This is a genomic window from Methylobacterium sp. GC_Met_3 (genome assembly GCF_026540775.1).
In the GTDB taxonomy this organism is placed as follows: domain Bacteria; phylum Pseudomonadota; class Alphaproteobacteria; order Rhizobiales; family Beijerinckiaceae; genus Methylobacterium.
Genome location: NZ_JALNUL010000019.1, coordinates 1 through 14,595, shown reverse-complemented (window position 1 = coordinate 14,595; position 14,595 = coordinate 1). Strand labels below are relative to the sequence as shown.

Annotated in this window: 17 protein-coding genes and 1 pseudogene; 3 read left to right on the top strand and 15 right to left on the bottom strand. The window is 69.0% G+C overall.

Annotated features, from left to right (window positions below):
• Positions 1 to 153 precede the first annotated feature (153 nt).
• The 5 genes from OXS27_RS20070 to OXS27_RS32680 form a co-directional block, all read right to left on the bottom strand.
• Positions 154 to 1,551 carry a TAXI family TRAP transporter solute-binding subunit gene (locus OXS27_RS20070; protein WP_243921449.1) on the bottom strand — a complete coding sequence of 466 codons (1,398 nt, stop codon included), beginning with the start codon at positions 1,549 to 1,551 and terminating at the stop codon, positions 154 to 156.
• A 9-nt stretch (positions 1,552 to 1,560) separates the two neighbouring features.
• Positions 1,561 to 2,481, bottom strand: coding sequence for a DMT family transporter (locus OXS27_RS20065; RefSeq protein ID WP_267358374.1), 921 nt, complete (start codon positions 2,479 to 2,481; stop codon positions 1,561 to 1,563).
• A gap of 31 nt (positions 2,482 to 2,512) precedes the next feature.
• On the bottom strand, positions 2,513 to 3,781 hold the full coding sequence (locus OXS27_RS20060; protein ID WP_267358373.1) for an arsenic transporter: 1,269 nt from the start codon (positions 3,779 to 3,781) through the stop codon (positions 2,513 to 2,515).
• 67 nt (positions 3,782 to 3,848) lie between these two features.
• On the bottom strand, positions 3,849 to 5,090 hold the full coding sequence (locus tag OXS27_RS20055) for a metallophosphoesterase (protein WP_267358372.1): 1,242 nt from the start codon (positions 5,088 to 5,090) through the stop codon (positions 3,849 to 3,851).
• A 326-nt stretch (positions 5,091 to 5,416) separates the two neighbouring features.
• Positions 5,417 to 5,920: a helix-turn-helix domain-containing protein gene (locus OXS27_RS32680; RefSeq protein WP_267358371.1), complete on the bottom strand. Its 504-nt coding sequence runs from the start codon at positions 5,918 to 5,920 to the stop codon at positions 5,417 to 5,419.
• Between the two features lie 107 nt (positions 5,921 to 6,027).
• Between OXS27_RS32680 and OXS27_RS20045 the strand changes: the two genes are divergently transcribed.
• Positions 6,028 to 6,741: an autotransporter outer membrane beta-barrel domain-containing protein gene (locus OXS27_RS20045; protein WP_267358412.1), complete on the top strand. Its 714-nt coding sequence runs from the start codon at positions 6,028 to 6,030 to the stop codon at positions 6,739 to 6,741.
• Between the two features lie 40 nt (positions 6,742 to 6,781).
• On the opposite strand, the gene OXS27_RS20040 is transcribed toward OXS27_RS20045, so the two are convergent.
• The gene (locus OXS27_RS20040; RefSeq protein ID WP_243916630.1) at positions 6,782 to 7,147 is read right to left on the bottom strand and encodes a response regulator; all 366 of its coding nucleotides are present in this window, start codon (positions 7,145 to 7,147) and stop codon (positions 6,782 to 6,784) included.
• Complete coding sequence (locus OXS27_RS20035; protein ID WP_267358370.1) at positions 7,144 to 8,583, bottom strand: PAS domain-containing protein; 1,440 nt, start codon at positions 8,581 to 8,583, stop codon at positions 7,144 to 7,146. Before OXS27_RS20035 ends, OXS27_RS20040 begins: the two co-directional genes overlap by 4 nt.
• Before the next feature lie 603 nt (positions 8,584 to 9,186).
• On the opposite strand from OXS27_RS20035, the gene OXS27_RS20030 reads away from it, so the two are divergent.
• Together OXS27_RS20030 and OXS27_RS20025 are read left to right on the top strand one after the other, a co-directional pair.
• Entirely contained in the window at positions 9,187 to 9,501 is a 315-nt protein-coding gene (locus tag OXS27_RS20030; RefSeq protein WP_267358369.1) for a hypothetical protein, read from the top strand.
• A 421-nt stretch (positions 9,502 to 9,922) separates the two neighbouring features.
• On the top strand, positions 9,923 to 10,054 hold the full coding sequence (locus tag OXS27_RS20025; RefSeq protein ID WP_267358368.1) for a hypothetical protein: 132 nt from the start codon (positions 9,923 to 9,925) through the stop codon (positions 10,052 to 10,054).
• A gap of 21 nt (positions 10,055 to 10,075) precedes the next feature.
• On the opposite strand, the gene OXS27_RS20020 is transcribed toward OXS27_RS20025, so the two are convergent.
• From OXS27_RS20020 to OXS27_RS19985, 8 genes and pseudogenes are all read right to left on the bottom strand, one after another.
• The gene (locus OXS27_RS20020; RefSeq protein WP_267358367.1) at positions 10,076 to 10,354 is read right to left on the bottom strand and encodes an adenylosuccinate synthase; all 279 of its coding nucleotides are present in this window, start codon (positions 10,352 to 10,354) and stop codon (positions 10,076 to 10,078) included.
• 44 nt (positions 10,355 to 10,398) lie between these two features.
• Positions 10,399 to 10,647 (bottom strand): hypothetical protein, encoded by a 249-nt coding sequence (locus OXS27_RS20015; RefSeq protein WP_243916626.1) that lies wholly within the window; start codon positions 10,645 to 10,647, stop codon positions 10,399 to 10,401.
• Between the two features lie 399 nt (positions 10,648 to 11,046).
• Positions 11,047 to 11,508 (bottom strand): MucR family transcriptional regulator, encoded by a 462-nt coding sequence (locus OXS27_RS20010; RefSeq protein WP_267358366.1) that lies wholly within the window; start codon positions 11,506 to 11,508, stop codon positions 11,047 to 11,049.
• Positions 11,509 to 11,705: 197 nt separating this feature from the next.
• Positions 11,706 to 12,353: a hypothetical protein gene (locus tag OXS27_RS20005; RefSeq protein ID WP_267358365.1), complete on the bottom strand. Its 648-nt coding sequence runs from the start codon at positions 12,351 to 12,353 to the stop codon at positions 11,706 to 11,708.
• A gap of 52 nt (positions 12,354 to 12,405) precedes the next feature.
• The gene (locus OXS27_RS20000) at positions 12,406 to 12,786 is read right to left on the bottom strand and encodes a hypothetical protein (RefSeq protein WP_267358364.1); all 381 of its coding nucleotides are present in this window, start codon (positions 12,784 to 12,786) and stop codon (positions 12,406 to 12,408) included.
• Positions 12,787 to 12,968: 182 nt separating this feature from the next.
• Entirely contained in the window at positions 12,969 to 13,193 is a 225-nt protein-coding gene (locus tag OXS27_RS19995) for a hypothetical protein (RefSeq protein ID WP_243925110.1), read from the bottom strand.
• 142 nt (positions 13,194 to 13,335) lie between these two features.
• On the bottom strand, positions 13,336 to 13,485 hold the full coding sequence (locus OXS27_RS19990; protein ID WP_243925108.1) for a hypothetical protein: 150 nt from the start codon (positions 13,483 to 13,485) through the stop codon (positions 13,336 to 13,338).
• Between the two features lie 108 nt (positions 13,486 to 13,593).
• Positions 13,594 to 14,093: pseudogene (locus OXS27_RS19985) on the bottom strand (GAF domain-containing protein).
• Between the last annotated feature and the right edge of the window lie 502 nt (positions 14,094 to 14,595).

Below are 14,595 nucleotides of genomic sequence, written 5' to 3'. Positions count from 1 at the left end.
ACCCGACAGCAATGGAGGCGTCTTTCGAATTTCCGCACCTGGGGAGACTCTTGTTCTCTCCTCGGAAGCTAACGCAAACACCTTCTTCTCATCCGCTGGCATGACGCCCGGAAACGCACGAATCGTCTTGCCGGCGATAGCCGCGCCCGGCCTTCAGGTCCCGCCCGAACCGTGCAGCCGCACGGAGCGACCGATGCGGGCCCCGGCCTCGTCGGCCCGGATCCGGCAATCCGCGATCGTGGCCCGGGCCGTGTCGATGGCGACCGAGGCCGCCGACAGGACCGGCGGGTCGGGCTCCCGCTCCCGGGTGTAGCGGACCACATCCATGGCGAGCGCATCGACCTCGACGGTCAGCGCCTCGATCGCCTCCGGATCGCGCAAGGCCCGGGCCTGCCCGGCGATCTCCAGGAGCCGGTCGATGATCTCGTCGATTCGCTCCCGGCGCAGGCTGGCGAGGCGCTGGCGAATCCAGGCCAGCATCGAGACGAGGCCGCCCGCCAGCGCGCCGAGCAGGTAGAGCGTGTCACCGTAGCGCTCGATGAAGCCGTGCTGGTCGCGCTCGTAATAGTCGATGGCGCCGGGATGGATCGGGATGCGGGCGCTGGTCGCCGCCACCGTGGTGTCGTAGGCCGGAGCCTGGACGTACTCGGCGGCGTCCGTGACCTGGGCGGCGGCGGTGCGCTTCTCGAAGAGCTGCTGGGTCACGTCGGCCACCACCACGCGGCTTAAGGAAGCCCGGGCCATCAGCCGGTAGGAGGCGCCGACCGTCTTCACGTCGTCGGCCGGCAGCTTCGGGCGGCCGGCGAACAGGCCCCCCGGAATGGTCACCGCCTGGAGCCGCGGGAAGCGCTGGATCACGGCGTCGTCGTCCTCCACGGCGACGAACTCGACCTTGCCGCCGCGGGCGAGCCCCTGCACGGCCCCCACGAGTGCGAGCGCCTTGGGCGCCGAGGGCGCGATGATGCTGACGAAGGCGTCGATCCGCTTCTCGCGGAAGGCCCCCGCCACCGCCTCCTGATCGACCGGGACCAGCAGCACCGCGGAATCCCGCGCGGGACCGGCCGCTTCCTCCAGGGTGAGGCCGTAATACCCGAGGATGTTCCGCAGGAGCCAGAGGTCGGCGTCCCGGTGGGCCGCGATGCCGAGTCGCTTGCCGGCGAGCTTCGGAAAACTCTTGATCCCGGCCTGCTCCGGCGAGGCGATGATCATCGCCTGATCGCGCAGGATCGCCAGAGTCAGGCCGTTGGTCGGCAGCAGCACGTCGGGGCGAACCACCGCAAGGTCGGCGCGCCCATCCTGCAGGGCGGCGGCGCTCTCGCGCACGTCGTCGAAGGACAGGATCTTCAATCGGACGTTTTCGTGCGCGGCGTCGAGCGCGTCGGCATAGGCCTTGATCAGGCCGGGCTCGGTGCCGTCCCGGGGGGCGACCGCGATGGTGAGCACCGTCGCCTGAAGCAGGTACCACGCCGCCGTCCCGCCCGCGCCGAGCAGGACGGCCCCCGCCAGGATCAGGACCTCGCGGCGCAGCAGCCAGGCGGGGAAGGCCCACATCCCGGTCGCTTAGAACAGCGAGATCAGCACGATGCCGGCGACCATCACGGCGGCGCCGACAAGGCGCGGCATGCCGGCCTTGACCTGCTTCATGCCGAACCAGCCGAAATGGTCGAGCGCCACCGAGGTGAGCAGGTTGGCGGTGATCAAGAGGCCGTTGAAGGCACCGGCCCCGACCTTGTCGACGAACAGCAGCCCGGCGAACACCGCCACCGCTCCGGTGATGCCGGCGAGCGGCATCCACCAGCGGACCCCCACGAGGTCGTCCCGGGTCGGCAGCGGCGACGGACGCAGCAGGAAGACCAGCGCGAACACGAACACGACCGGGATGAACGAGACCGTTGCGGCGAGCCAGGGATTCTCCAGGGCGCCCCGGAGCTGCGCATTCCAGACCACGCCGATCGCCATGAGGGCGCCGGCCACGATGATGAACGGGTAGAGCAGCTTGCCGCCGGGGCCCTTCTCACCGCTGTCCTTCTTGCCGCCCGAGCGCGCGATGAAGGTGACGCCCACCGCCATCAGCAGGCCGCCGAGCCAGGGGAGCGGTTTGAAGCCCGAGGCCTGCAGGCCGAACAGCCCGAACGCGTCCATCGCGAGCGAGGTGAGGATGTTGGCGGTGAGCGTCAGGCCGTTGAACGGCCCGGCGCCGACCTTGTCGATGAAGGCGAGCCCGCCGAACACCGCCACCGCGCCGGCCACGCCGCCGAGCGGGGCGTACCAGGGCATCCGGCTCAAGCCCTCGAGGCTCGGCAGGGGCGTCGGCATCGTGAAGAACAGGGTCGTGAACACGAACACGATCGGCAGGAACGACACCGTCGCGGCCAGCCACGGATTGACCAGCCTGCCCCGCAGTTGCGCGTTCATGGCGTTGCCGAGCGCCTGCAGCGCGCCGGCCACCAGGATGAAGGGATAGAGGAGGGCAGCCGTCACGCGCGGACCTTGGGGTTCTCGGGGCGGGAATTCAGACGAGGAGCAGGCCGGCGAGCGCCAGCACGAGGGCCGAGGGCATCACCAGCAGGCCGAGCTTCAGGAAGGTCCAGGCGCCGACATCCTGGCCCTCGCGGCGGATGGCGGTGAGCCAGAGGATCGTCGCCAGAGAACCCGTCACCGAGAGGTTCGGGCCCAGATCGACGCCGATCAGGATGGCGCCCGCGACCTTTTCGGGCACCTGGGCGGCATGGACGGCGGCCCCCGCGATCAGGCCGGCCGGCAGGTTGTTGACGAGATTGCACAGCACCGCGATCAGGCCGCCCGCCCCCCAGGCAGTGGCCTCCGGGGCGGCGTGGGCGTAGCCCTTGAGCAGGTCCGCCAGCATGGCCAGCACGCCGGTCTTCTCCAGGGCCTCCACCAGCACGAACAGGCCGGCCACCAGCGGCAGCACGCTCCACGACACGTCCTTGGCGACCTCCACGAGGCCACCGCGCTTGAGCAGCAGCACGACCACGGTGGTGGCCAGGCCCGCCACGAAGGTCGGCAAGCCGAGATCGAGGCCGAGCGCGGAAGCCGCGATCAACACGCCGCCGGTCGCCACGATGCCGAGCCCGGCCACGAGGCCGGTGCGGGAGAGCGGCTGGGCTTCGACGTCGGTCGCCACGCTCTGGTCGCGGAGGGTCTTGGCCTGGGTCAGGCGCAAAACCGCGTAGGTCGTCACGATGGCAAGCAGGGAGGGCAGCGCGAACAGGGCAAGCCACCGCATGAGCGGCGGCATGTGATCGGCGAAGACCACGAGGTTGGCCGGGTTCGAGATCGGCAGCACGAAGCTCGCTGCGTTGGCGATGAAGGCGCAGACGAACAGGTAGGGGAGCGGGTTCTCGACCTTGGCGGCCTTGGTGGCCGCGTAGACGGCGGGTGTCAGCACCACCGCGCAGGCGTCGTTCGACAGGAACACCGTGACGACCGTGCCGACGAGATAGACCAGGGTGAACAGCCGGGTGGCCGAGCCCTTGGCGGCGCGGACCGCGATCGAGGCCAGCCAGTCGAACAGGCCCTCCTTCCGGGCGACCTCCGACATCAGCATCATGCCGACGAGGAACAGGTAGACGTCCGTCCCCTTGAGCACACCCTCCCAGGCGGTGGCGGGGGCGAGCAGCCCCAGGGCGACCAGGGCGCCTGCGCCGAGCACGGCCCAGATCGCCTCCGGCCATGAGAACGGCCGCAGGATGACGCCGAGAGTCGCGAGGGCCGCGATCGCCCAGGTGGCAAGATTGGGGGTCAGCGTCAGCGCGCCCATCGGTTCCGGTAGTCCTGTATCGGGTGAGGCGGGAAAGGGATGTGTGCAGCGTTTCGGTAGAGGCCGGCTACCAGCCCCGGCCGTTGCGGTTGGGACCGAGCTGGTCGCCCCGGATGCCCTTCTCGGGCCAGAACGGCGTGCGGAACGCGTCGCTGCCGGGTCGGTCCGGTGCCAGCGGCGGCACGAAGCAACAAGAGACGGGTTCGATCGAATCGGTGTCGGTGTTCGGCGCCAGGGTGCATGGATTCAGAGTCCCGTCGGTCACCGTGACGGACAGGCGGCGCGACCCAACCGGCCACGGAACCTGCGCCTCGACGATACGCGGGCTGGCCGGGCTCATCGGATAAGCCGGACCGTCATCGACCCGCGCCCAGCAGCACCAAGCCGCCTGCGGCGCGCTCGACAGCACGAGGGCACGCACCGTGATCGTGGCGCTGGGACCGAGGGCCGCGGTGGCGAGGCGCCGGTCGGCGGGGCTCGTGATCATCGTGACGGGGAGCGCTTGGTCGAGGGGCTTGAAGCGCCAGCTCGTCACGGCGCCATCGATCGCCGCCACCGCGTAGCCCACCGAGCCGTCCTCGTTCTGACCGACCGAGCGGGCCGAGGCGTAGAGCGTGCGCCCGTCATGGGCGAGTTCGTTGTAATGGGTGTGGCCCATCTCGACGAGGCGGACGTTGTGGCCGCGGATCAGGCCGGCCAGCGCAGCCTTCTCGCCCGGCCCGTTGAGGTCGTCCGGATAGGTGTGGGTGAAGACCGCGCAGGGCAGGCCGTTCCGGTCGGCGTAATCGAGTTCGTTCCGGAGCCAAGCGAGCTGGTAGGGACCGAGCCGGAAATCGAGCCCGAACCCCTTCCGGCCATAGCCAGCGCTGATCATGTCGAGGAACAGGCAGCGCACGCCGGCAATCGTGTCGGCGAAGTAGTACTGCCTGACGGGGTCGGGCTGTCCGAACTTGGACAAGTGATGGTCTTGCGCGTGGTGATCGCCGCCCCGCGCGCTGCCCGCCACCTGCGCGAACAGGGCGTCGAAATCCGTCATCGTACCGTACTGGCGGTCGTGATCCCCGGCGATCAGGCGGACCGGCAGGCGCGGATGGGCCGCCAGGGCGTTGATCAGGATCGTGTACTGCGCCGCGAGCCCGTCTTCGGCGAGGTCGCCCGGCAGGTAGGCGAAGTCGAGGAGGCCGCACCCGTGGACGCCGTCAATCTCGGCGAGGATCGCCCGCAAGTCGTCGACGTTCCGGTCGCCCCCGCCCTGCAGGTGGAGGTCGCCGATATGCGCGAAGGCGAACACGTCGTGCGTCTCACGCATGAGGCGCCCGCCCGATCGCTCTACCTGTCCCGCCCACAATCGTGCCCTCCGGACAGGCCCTGCAAGACGGCCGTCAGTGTTGCGAACGGCCCGACGCCCCGGAGCCGGTCAAGTTCCGTGAGCGAGCCGCCGGCCGGGGCGGGTGGAACCTAACTTTTCGTGATCGACGGCGGGTTGCCGAACAGATCCGGGAAAGTGTCGTGAAATCGGACGGTCTGTGTCTGCTTGATGGACACATGCGCACGCTGTGTGACGATTGCGGCCGATTGGGCGAACGCTTCCCCAAGTCGCTCTCCGGGTGGATAAACAGCCGCCCGCGGAGCGTCTCAGAGTCTCTCGATCCAGTGGCGCAGCACCGCCCCGGGGGTCGCGTGCGGTCCGGTCTCGGCGGGGCGCTGTGCGGAGCTGGGCACGAAGCCGAACCGGCGCTTGAACGCCCGCCGGAACGTCCGCTCGTCGGTGAAGCCGACCGCGTAGGCGACCTGCCCGATCCGGACGGGCCTCGACCCGTCCTCGCGCGCGAGCATCCGCATCGCGGTCATCAGGCGCCGGTCACGGATATACGCGACGACACTGTCCGGGGCGAAGAGCCGGTACAGCGTCGAGCGCGACAGGCCCAGCCGCGTCGCGATCAGCGCCGGCGTGAGTTCCGGGTTGCCGAGTTCCGCCTCCACGAGGCGGCGGACCCGGATCCGGACGTCCGGGTTCCGGGACGTGCGGCCCTCCCCCCGCCCCCGCAGCCAGCTCGCGCAGAGCTGGATGATCGCCGCCGAGGCCGACTGGGCCTCGCGCCGATCGAAGAGGTCGCCGCAGGCGGCGACGTTCGCCACGAAGGTGTGAACGAGGCGCCCGAACGGGTCGCCGTCATGGTCCAGGGGGCGGCCGTGCAGGGCGTCCGGCTGGCAGCTCTGCTGCTCCAGCAGAAGGGGCCGACACGCTGGTGGGCGGGGCGTTCAGCTACCTGCGCGAGACCGGAGCGTCGCGGGGCCAGGGCTTCGGGCTGGGCCGGAGCGCGACCGACAGCTACGGCGGCACGCTCTACGCCAGCACCCGTCTGGGTTCGGTGATCCTGCGCGGCACGGCCGGGCTGTCCTACGCGGACGGCCGGATCGATCGGACTGTGGCTTTGGGCGCGGGCGTCTCGCGGGCGAGCGGCCTGGCCTCGGGCTGGGACGCCGGGGTGTCGGGCTTTGCCGGCACCGCGCTGGCGACCGGCCTGCCGGTGGGGCTCGTGCCGGAGGTGGGCTTCAGCGTCGACCGCCTGACCCGGGCGCGGGTGGCCGAGCGGGGCGGGCTGGCGAGCCAGAGCTTCGCGACAGGCAGCCTCGACGGGGCGCGCAGCCTCGTGGGCGGGCGTCTGGCGAGCTTGGCGGTCGACGGCCCTGCGGGGGCGATGGTGGGTCTGCGGCTGGAGGGCCGGGCCTACTGGGCGCGCGAGCTGGGCGACACCGTCGCCACAATGCGCTCGAGCCAGTTCGGGGTGCCGTTCGCGACGCGCACGAGCCGGCTCGGCCGGGACGGGGCGGTCCTGGGGGTGAGCCTGACCGGCCCGGTGGCCGAGGGCGTGATGCTGTCGCTGAGCTACACCGGCGACGTGCGTCCCGGCGCCACCGCCCAGGTGATCTCCGCCGGATTGCAGGCCCGCTGGTGAGCGCGGCGGGCGCCTGAGGGCCCGGACCCTGTGCGGCGCCTCAGCCGAACAGGGTCCGGGCCACGACCTGCGGGTCGATCGGCTTCTGGCACAGGGCCACGGCCCGGTGGGGCGGCGGCACGACGGCCGGATCGTAGCCCGTGGCGAACAGGAACGGCACGCCGCGGGCGTGCAGCGCGTCGGCGACGGGATAGACGAGTTCGTCCTGCAGGTTGATGTCGAGCACGGCCGCGTCGATCGCGTCCGTGCCGGCGATCAGTGCCAGCGCCTCCTCCACGCTGGGCACCGGGCCGAGCACCTCGGCGCCGCCTTCCTCGAACCACGCTTTGAGATCGATGGCGATGAAGTAATCGTCCTCGACCAGCAGCACCCGTTTGCCGGTCAGCGCCGCCGCGTCCGAACTCATGGCAGGCTCCCTGCGGTGTCGCCCTCGGGATGGGGGAGGTTGATCGTACACTGGAGCGTCGTCTCGCTTAAGGCATAGCGTGTCCTGGCCTTCAGCGCGTAGGGCAGCGCCCGCTCGATGAGCTCGCGACCGTACCCGCCCCGCAGGGACGCGTCCTGGGCCCCCGAGGGGCGGACCAGCCCCTCCTCGATCCAGTCCATCAGCAGCCGGCGACCGTCCTCGGACTCGCAGATCCGCCACGTCACGCTCAGGGAACCCTGCGGCGTGGTGAAGGCACCGTATTTGAGCGCGTTGGTGGCGAGCTCGTGCAGGGCCAGCGCGAAGGTCTGCACGGTCGCCTTGCGCAGGCGCACCACCGGTCCCCCGATCCGGACGCGGGTCTGCGCGTCCGGAGCGTTGAGGGCGGCGAGTTCCGTTTCGATCAGCGTGCGCAGCGTGATCGGCTCCTGGTCCGAGCGGGACAGGAGACCCTGCACCCGCGAGAGCGCCGACAGGCGGTCGTTGAACTGCTCCTTGAACAGCTCGCCCGGCCCGGTCAGCGCCATGGTCTGCTTCGCGATGGCGCGCACGACCCCGATTAGGTTTCGGGTGCGGTGCTGCAGCTCCGCGACCATCACCTGTTGCCGCTCCTGAAGCTGGCGCAGGTCGTCGATGTCGGTGGAGGTGCCGAGCCACTCCACGATCCGCCCCTCTCCGTCGCGCACCGCCGCCGCGCGGGTCTGAAACCAGCGGTAGCGCTGCCCGGGGGCGTTGCAGAGCCTGTGCTCGTAGGAGAGCCGGCCGCTGGCCGCGGCTTCCTGCCAGGCGGTCCGGGCGATGGCGACGTCGCCGGGATGGACGGAGTCCAGCCAACCCCATCCGAGGCTGCCGTCGTTGTCCTGCCCCGTGTAGGCGATCCATTGCGGGCTCGCCCAGATGCAGGCGCCGTCGATCCCGGCGCGCCAGATCAGCTGCGGGATGCCCTGGGCGAGGGTGCGGAACAGCGCCTCGCTCTCGCGCAGGCGCCGCTCGGCCAGCACCCGCTCGGTGCTCTCCACCACGATGGCGATGACGCCCGCAGGCTTCCCGCCCTCATCGAAGACCGGCGAGTAGTCGAGATTCATCCAGACCGGCTCGGGCCGGCCGTAGCGGCGCAGGGTGAGTTCCTGATCGCGGTAGGAGAGCGTCCCCCCGGCCAGCCCCACGCGCATCACATGGTCGTTGAAATCCGCGACCTCCGGCCACCCCTCGCGCACCTTGGAGCCGAGGAGCTGCGGGTGGCGCCCACCCGCGAAGCCCGAATAGGCATCATTGTAGATCATGATGCCGTCCGGACCCCACAGGAGCACGATCGGCACCGGCGAGAGCAGCAGGGTGCTGACCGCGAAGATCAGGCTCTGCGGCCAGTCGGCGATCGGGCCGAGCGGCGTGCGCGCCCAGTCGTAGGTCCGGACCAAGTCGCCGAGTTCGCCGCAGCCAGTCGGAAGCGTCGAGGCGCCGCGTGACCGACGTCCGGCCCTGCGGCTCCCGACGGGAGCGCGGGGCGGGACGGATGGAGGCGGCGATCCTGCGACCGGCATGTTCCTGATCTGACCTGCTCGCGCATCATCCCGAACGGCGGCCACCGGTTTTCCGATACAGGGGATGTGCACGCAAAGGACTGCGGCATTGTGACGGTTCCGCGTCCGGCAGATGCTCCACACGCGCTCCCGGTCGCGTCGCAACACGATCCACGACGGTGCGCCATGCCGGGGGATTCGGGAGATTCTCCTTCCCCGCCATCCTGAGGTACCTGCGTCAGGACGAGGGGTGGATTGCCGTCTCCCGTATCGTAGATCGTGAGCGTCGCACGCTTGTTTGGTCCATCTCGCCGTGATGTCTGGCGTCTGCGCGCCGAACCGGTTTCCCCATCGGAGAGTGCTCCAGCAAGCTGCCGATAGACCCGCGCCGTCCTGGCGCGCGGAGCGAGGCCATTCAGTAGCCTGCGCGACGTGTCGACACGTCGCTCACGCGGCAGGCCCATCATGCGCCACCAAAGCCCAGCCGTCCCGGAACCTGACTTGGCCCATGAAATGGGCGTTCGTGTATTCCGTCAGCAGATACGGTCTTTCCGTAAACCTTGTTCCAGCCTCTATGAGTTGAATAATCAAGGCCTGAACGGTCATGATGTCCGCATGCGAGAAAACACGACAGGCTCGAAGCACCGGCATCCCGATAAGTTCCTCTGTCGCGTAGCCGAAAGAGACAATTTCGATGTCGTAGTCGTTCTTTTTGGCCCAGAAAAATCTTTTGATCTCGCCGAAATACTCGGTCCCGCCGACTTCGACGGCAAAGGTTTAGTGGCGAATCTCGTCGACGCCGCGCAGGCTGCCTGAAAACCGGGCTCGCTCTTCTGGAAACTGCACCCACTCGAAGGGGGGATGATGCTGCACGGTCATGGCGATCGCTTGGTCATGGGGCAAACCCACTCTCCGATTCCGAAGGGCTTCCTGACCAACGAGCCCTCATTTCGGAGCAACGCATGCAAACCGTTGCTCGACGCGTTCCCGGTCGGGCGGAGCTGGGCCGACCGACAGATTCGGTCGCGACATGGATATGTCCCGGGCATGGCGCGGCCAAGCGCCGACAGGGTCGCTCCTCGCTCGGAAGCCTGAAGGGCCCGGCACCGTTTCCGCTGCATCGACCCGGCCGGCCTGCGACCCGATGGACCGTCCGCGTTCATAGTCTTGCCGTGTTCCAGGCGCCCCCTGGGGTGCTCAGCCCCACGGGGCAGCCCGGCCCCGGGAGAACGACCCAATGCTGAACTCGATTCTAGCGCTCCTGACGGTCGCCGCGGTCCTCGCGGTCAGGGCGCTGCTCAAGCTGCCGCTCCTGCTGCTCCGCCGCGTCGGCCGCCTGCTGCGCGGTCGCCGCCCGGCCGCTGCCTGAGCGGGCTGGTCACCGAAAGACTCATCCGGCCGCGTCGATGGTGAACACCATCCCGCGGCCCGGTCCGTGATCGGAATAGTCGACGAGCGTGAGGCCCCGCGCGGCCAACGTCTCCGCGACGGTCTCCCGCTCCTTGCGGACCATCTGGCCGACCGCGAGCGGCGTCAGCCGCGGGCTCGCCTGGCGCAACCGGTCCACCCCGATGTTTGCCGGCAGCCCTTCGTCCTCGGCGATCCGGGCCAGGGCAAGACCCAGATCCCGCGCCTTGGTCTCCGCGGCGGATTTCGGCTTGAAGGCCATTCCGGTTCTCCCTCGTCCCAAGTTTCTGTCACGCTCGGCGTGATTCACGCGGCCTGCGCATCGACGTTCACGTCGGGGAAGGCCCGGATCCAGACCCGGCGCCCCCGCACATCGTAGACTTCGACCTGCCAGCGCGACCAATCGAACCGCTCGACCACCCGTTCCATCAGGGCAAGGGCCACGCGCTCGGCATGAACCCGCATCTGTGCCGCGTTCGACAGCGGGCTCCCGTCGAGGTCGGTCACCAGCTCGTGGCCGTCCGTACAGTGGAAGCGGTAGAGCCGTGTCGGCATTGCTGTTTCCCTGATCCATCCCCGGCGATCCACCGACATCCGAGCCTGTCAGCCACCGATGGTTGAACCGCCTCGGCCGATGCAATCCGTTCACGAAATGTTCTAAACAGATCGGAGCCGTGATGCACGCAGATCCTGCGGTGGTGCCTGTGGAGATTCGTCCCAGGGAGGCCAAGGTGATCTCTGTCGCGTCTCATCGCGCGGTTCGGGGAGATGCATGGGCCGCACCTCCCACACGGGCCGCCGGATTCATAGATCGGTGCTGGATGGGGTTGAGAGCGGCTGCGCATCACCCCCCCCCCACCAAGGGGGGAAGGGTGGGCGCGTGTCGCCGCCGGACTGCGATCTCTGAGAATCGTAGCCCACCGTGCAGAGGGATGCGCAGCATCCCGCCAGGGCCTAGCCCCGACTCTTGCGCTCGCGCTCAGCCATGGCGCCGGGCTGGCCGAGGCCGATCGCCTTGGCGAGGGCGGAGCGTTGCTCGGCGTAAGCCGGGGCGACCATCGGGTAATCGGCCGGCAGGCCGTAGCGGTCGCGGTAGGCCCGCGGGTCCAGCCCGTGGCTGGTCAGGTGGCGCTTGAGCGTCTTGTAGGTCTTGCCGTCGATGAAGCTGACGATCCCGTCGGGACGAACCGACTTGCGGATCTGGGCCGCGCTGGGCCGGTCGATATCGGGCTGGGCCGCCGTGCCGGTCTCCGCCGTCAGGGTGCCCGAGACGAGGCCCGCGACGGCCCCATGGACCCGGGCGATCAGCGCCGGCAGCTCCGCGGCCGGAACGGGATTGTTCGACACGTAGGCGGCAACGAGTTCGGCGGTCACAACCGCCAAGGTCTCGGTCGCCTCATCGTGTGTGTCGGTCATGTGAGGTCCTTCGAAAAGCGCTGTGTCTCCTCATCGTTTGGGGCCGGCAAAGGTTTAAACGAAGTAAATTTAGCACGATGACTTGGCGAATAGGCGGTATTTCTCCCGCAACGCACACCAACCGCGGCAGACCGGGCGATCGTTTCGAAACGATCGCCCGGTCTGCCTTTGAAGGTCTTCCGAATCACCGATAGGGGTCAGAGGTCGGTGGTGGCCGGATAGGACCGGACCCGACCCCGCTCGCCGTTCGTCCCGGCAGGGCCGGCGCCGGAGGTGACCTGCGGGGCCGCCCAGCCCTCCGCACGCCATGCACTCGCCTTCTCATCGAGATCGACCGCGCCGTGCCGCTCCAGGATCGCTGTCACCGTCGGGGCCAGCGTGGCCCGCGCCGGGTCGAGGCGGACCGTGACGAGGGTTCCGCCCCGCCGCACGCCCTCGCCGTAGGCGTGGGCATCCGCCTCGCCCACCCCGGCACCCGTCAGCGCGCCGGCGAATCCCCCGGCGGCTGCGCCGATGCCGGCCCCCGTCAGCGTGGCGACGAGCCAGCCGGCGGCGACCACCGGCCCGACCCCCGGGATCGCGAGCAGCCCGAGGCCTGCCAGAAGGCCCGCGGCGCCGCCCGCGACCGTGCCGAGGGTCGCGCCGGCACCCGTGCCGTCCTTGGCACGCTCCTTGGCGGCGGCATCCCCGGTTCCGTCACCGACGACACCGGCGTGCCGATCGCCCTCGTTGTTGCTGACGATGCTGATATCACCGTGCGGGATCCCGCTGGCCTCGATCTCGCCAACGGCGGTACGCGCATCCGCGTAGCTGTCGTAAAGGGCCGTGATGGTCTGCTGGGCCATGAATTTTCTCCTGCCAACTGTCTCGCCGGCTAATACGCGCGTCGGGGACGGATTACTGCGCCGCCACATTGCCCTTGAAATCGAGGCCGACCTGAACGGTTTGACCGCCACGCGTGGCGGTGCCCCGCCAGATGCCGTCCGAATCCTTCTTGAGATCCCGGGCATCCATGAAGCCGGCCTTCGCGAGCCGTGCGCGGGTCTCGCCCTCCGTGAAGCTGTTCGCGCCCTTCTCAAGCTGGACGCTGCCGCCCGCACCGGTTCCGGTGCCGTTCGGGGTCATCTTATCGGTGTTCGGCCGCGTCACGCCCTGTTGACCGCCGGATTGCTGGCTCGTCTTGGCGTCGGGGGCAGCCGGCGTGCCCGTGACCGTGGTCTGAGCGACGGCACTCGATCCGAGCACGGTCGCGAGGACAAGGGCGAGAGGGATACGCATGATGGACTCCGTTGTGGTTTCGGAACCATCAATCCTTCAGTGGAGCACGACGTTCCGAAATCGGATGATTTAGCGAGATTATTTGATAGATCGGCTGAAACTTGCAGATTCCTACAAATGTTCTACTTGCATTCCAGCCGGATTGTTCCGGGACATCGTTGCGGCGGACGCGCCGGGATGGCTCAGCCGGCGCCGTGGCCGCCCTTGCGGTTGTCCGGCATGGGCAGGGGCGGCCGGGTGTCGTAGCCGCCGGTCTCGGGCACCGCCTGGGCGTCCGGAACGGCGGCGCCCGGGGCGTGGGGTCCGCTGCCGCCCGCCGTCGGATCGGTCTCTCCCGCGGGTCGCGCGGGCCGCGCCGGGGGCACAGACCCGAAGGCTTCGCGTGCCGCGTCGACATCCTGTCCCATGCGCCCCTCCTGACGACCCACCGAGCAACCGGTGACGGTTCAAGGCCTCAGCGCAACGCATGTTCCCGGAAGGCCAACAGTGCGTCCGGCCGCGGACCGGATTACGCCGCCGGTCAGGCTTCACGCCCGCCGACGCCGAGCCTCATTTCCGCTGACCGGTCGGATTGGGCGTGGATGAGGTGTCGGGCGCCACGGCCGGGTTGATGGGCGTGACCTTCGACCACGTGGCCGCGATGAGGACGATGGCGATCAGCAAAGCAGAGAAAGTGCCGACGAGGACGAAGCGCTTCATGGAGGACGTGGAACTTCCTACGGGGTCGTGGAAGCGAGGAACAACCGGGACGGCCGAACGATCCATACGGCCGGGGGCGGTCGACACGCCTGGCGGCGGCCTTGGTCGTCAGGAACCGGAGGGTTTAGCCCAGGGCCAGGCCCCGATCGCCTCGGACAGAAGCCGTACCCGCTCAAGGGCGGCCGCGGCCCGATGAGCCAGGGCCTCCAGCCGGTAGACGGTCGCGTAGTCCGGGATGACGGACGCGCACCAGTAGGCACCCAGCGCGGCCACCGGCTCGGGAACGCCGATCGGGACGATGACGAGGCTGCGCATCGAGGTGGTGCGATAGACCGCCACCGGAACGCGTGGATCGAACTCGATGTCCGGCACGATCACGGTCTGACCGTTCAGGATGGACCAGCCCGAGATGCAGTGGGTCAGCGGAAACCGGCGCCCGCGCCAAAGCGGCTCGATCGCGTCCTCCGCCACATAGAAGACGGTGTCGCCTGGCGCAGGACCACCGCGATCCCGTCGGAGCCGACGATCTCCCGCGCGGTCCGCCGAAGAATGGACACGACCTCCTCCAGCGAGGCAGCGATCTCCAGCGAGCCGATGGCCAACGCCAGTCCCGTTTCCGGGCGGAAATGCGCCTCAGCGATGCCGGACAGGTCCGGGTTGGTGCCCGGCTTCGATCTCTGACGACACCTCAGGACTTTCGCGAAAGGCGTGTCATCAACATCGCAAAGCACAACTTTTAATAGGATTCGATGGGCGCACAGGCCTAGGGACCGGACATTGAAACCGTATGGGCAGAAGATCCACCGATCCAAGATACTAACAGGGTATAAAGCGTCCCGACGGCGACAGAGATCCCTCAATATCTCCGCCTCGTTCAATCCAGCCTACGCCATGATGTGCTCCAGCGCACCTTTCGGCGGCGCGTTTCCGGGCCTGCGTCGGGGCTGTTGCATCCCTGCACTATCGCCCGAACGCGTCCTGACGTTCTTGTCGCCCCGCACACATCCCGTCCAACGGGAGACAGAGGACCAGATGATCAAGAAGTTTCTTCTCGCCAGCGCCGCCACGGCTCTCCTGACCGGCGCCGCCTCGGCCGCCGACCTGCCGCGT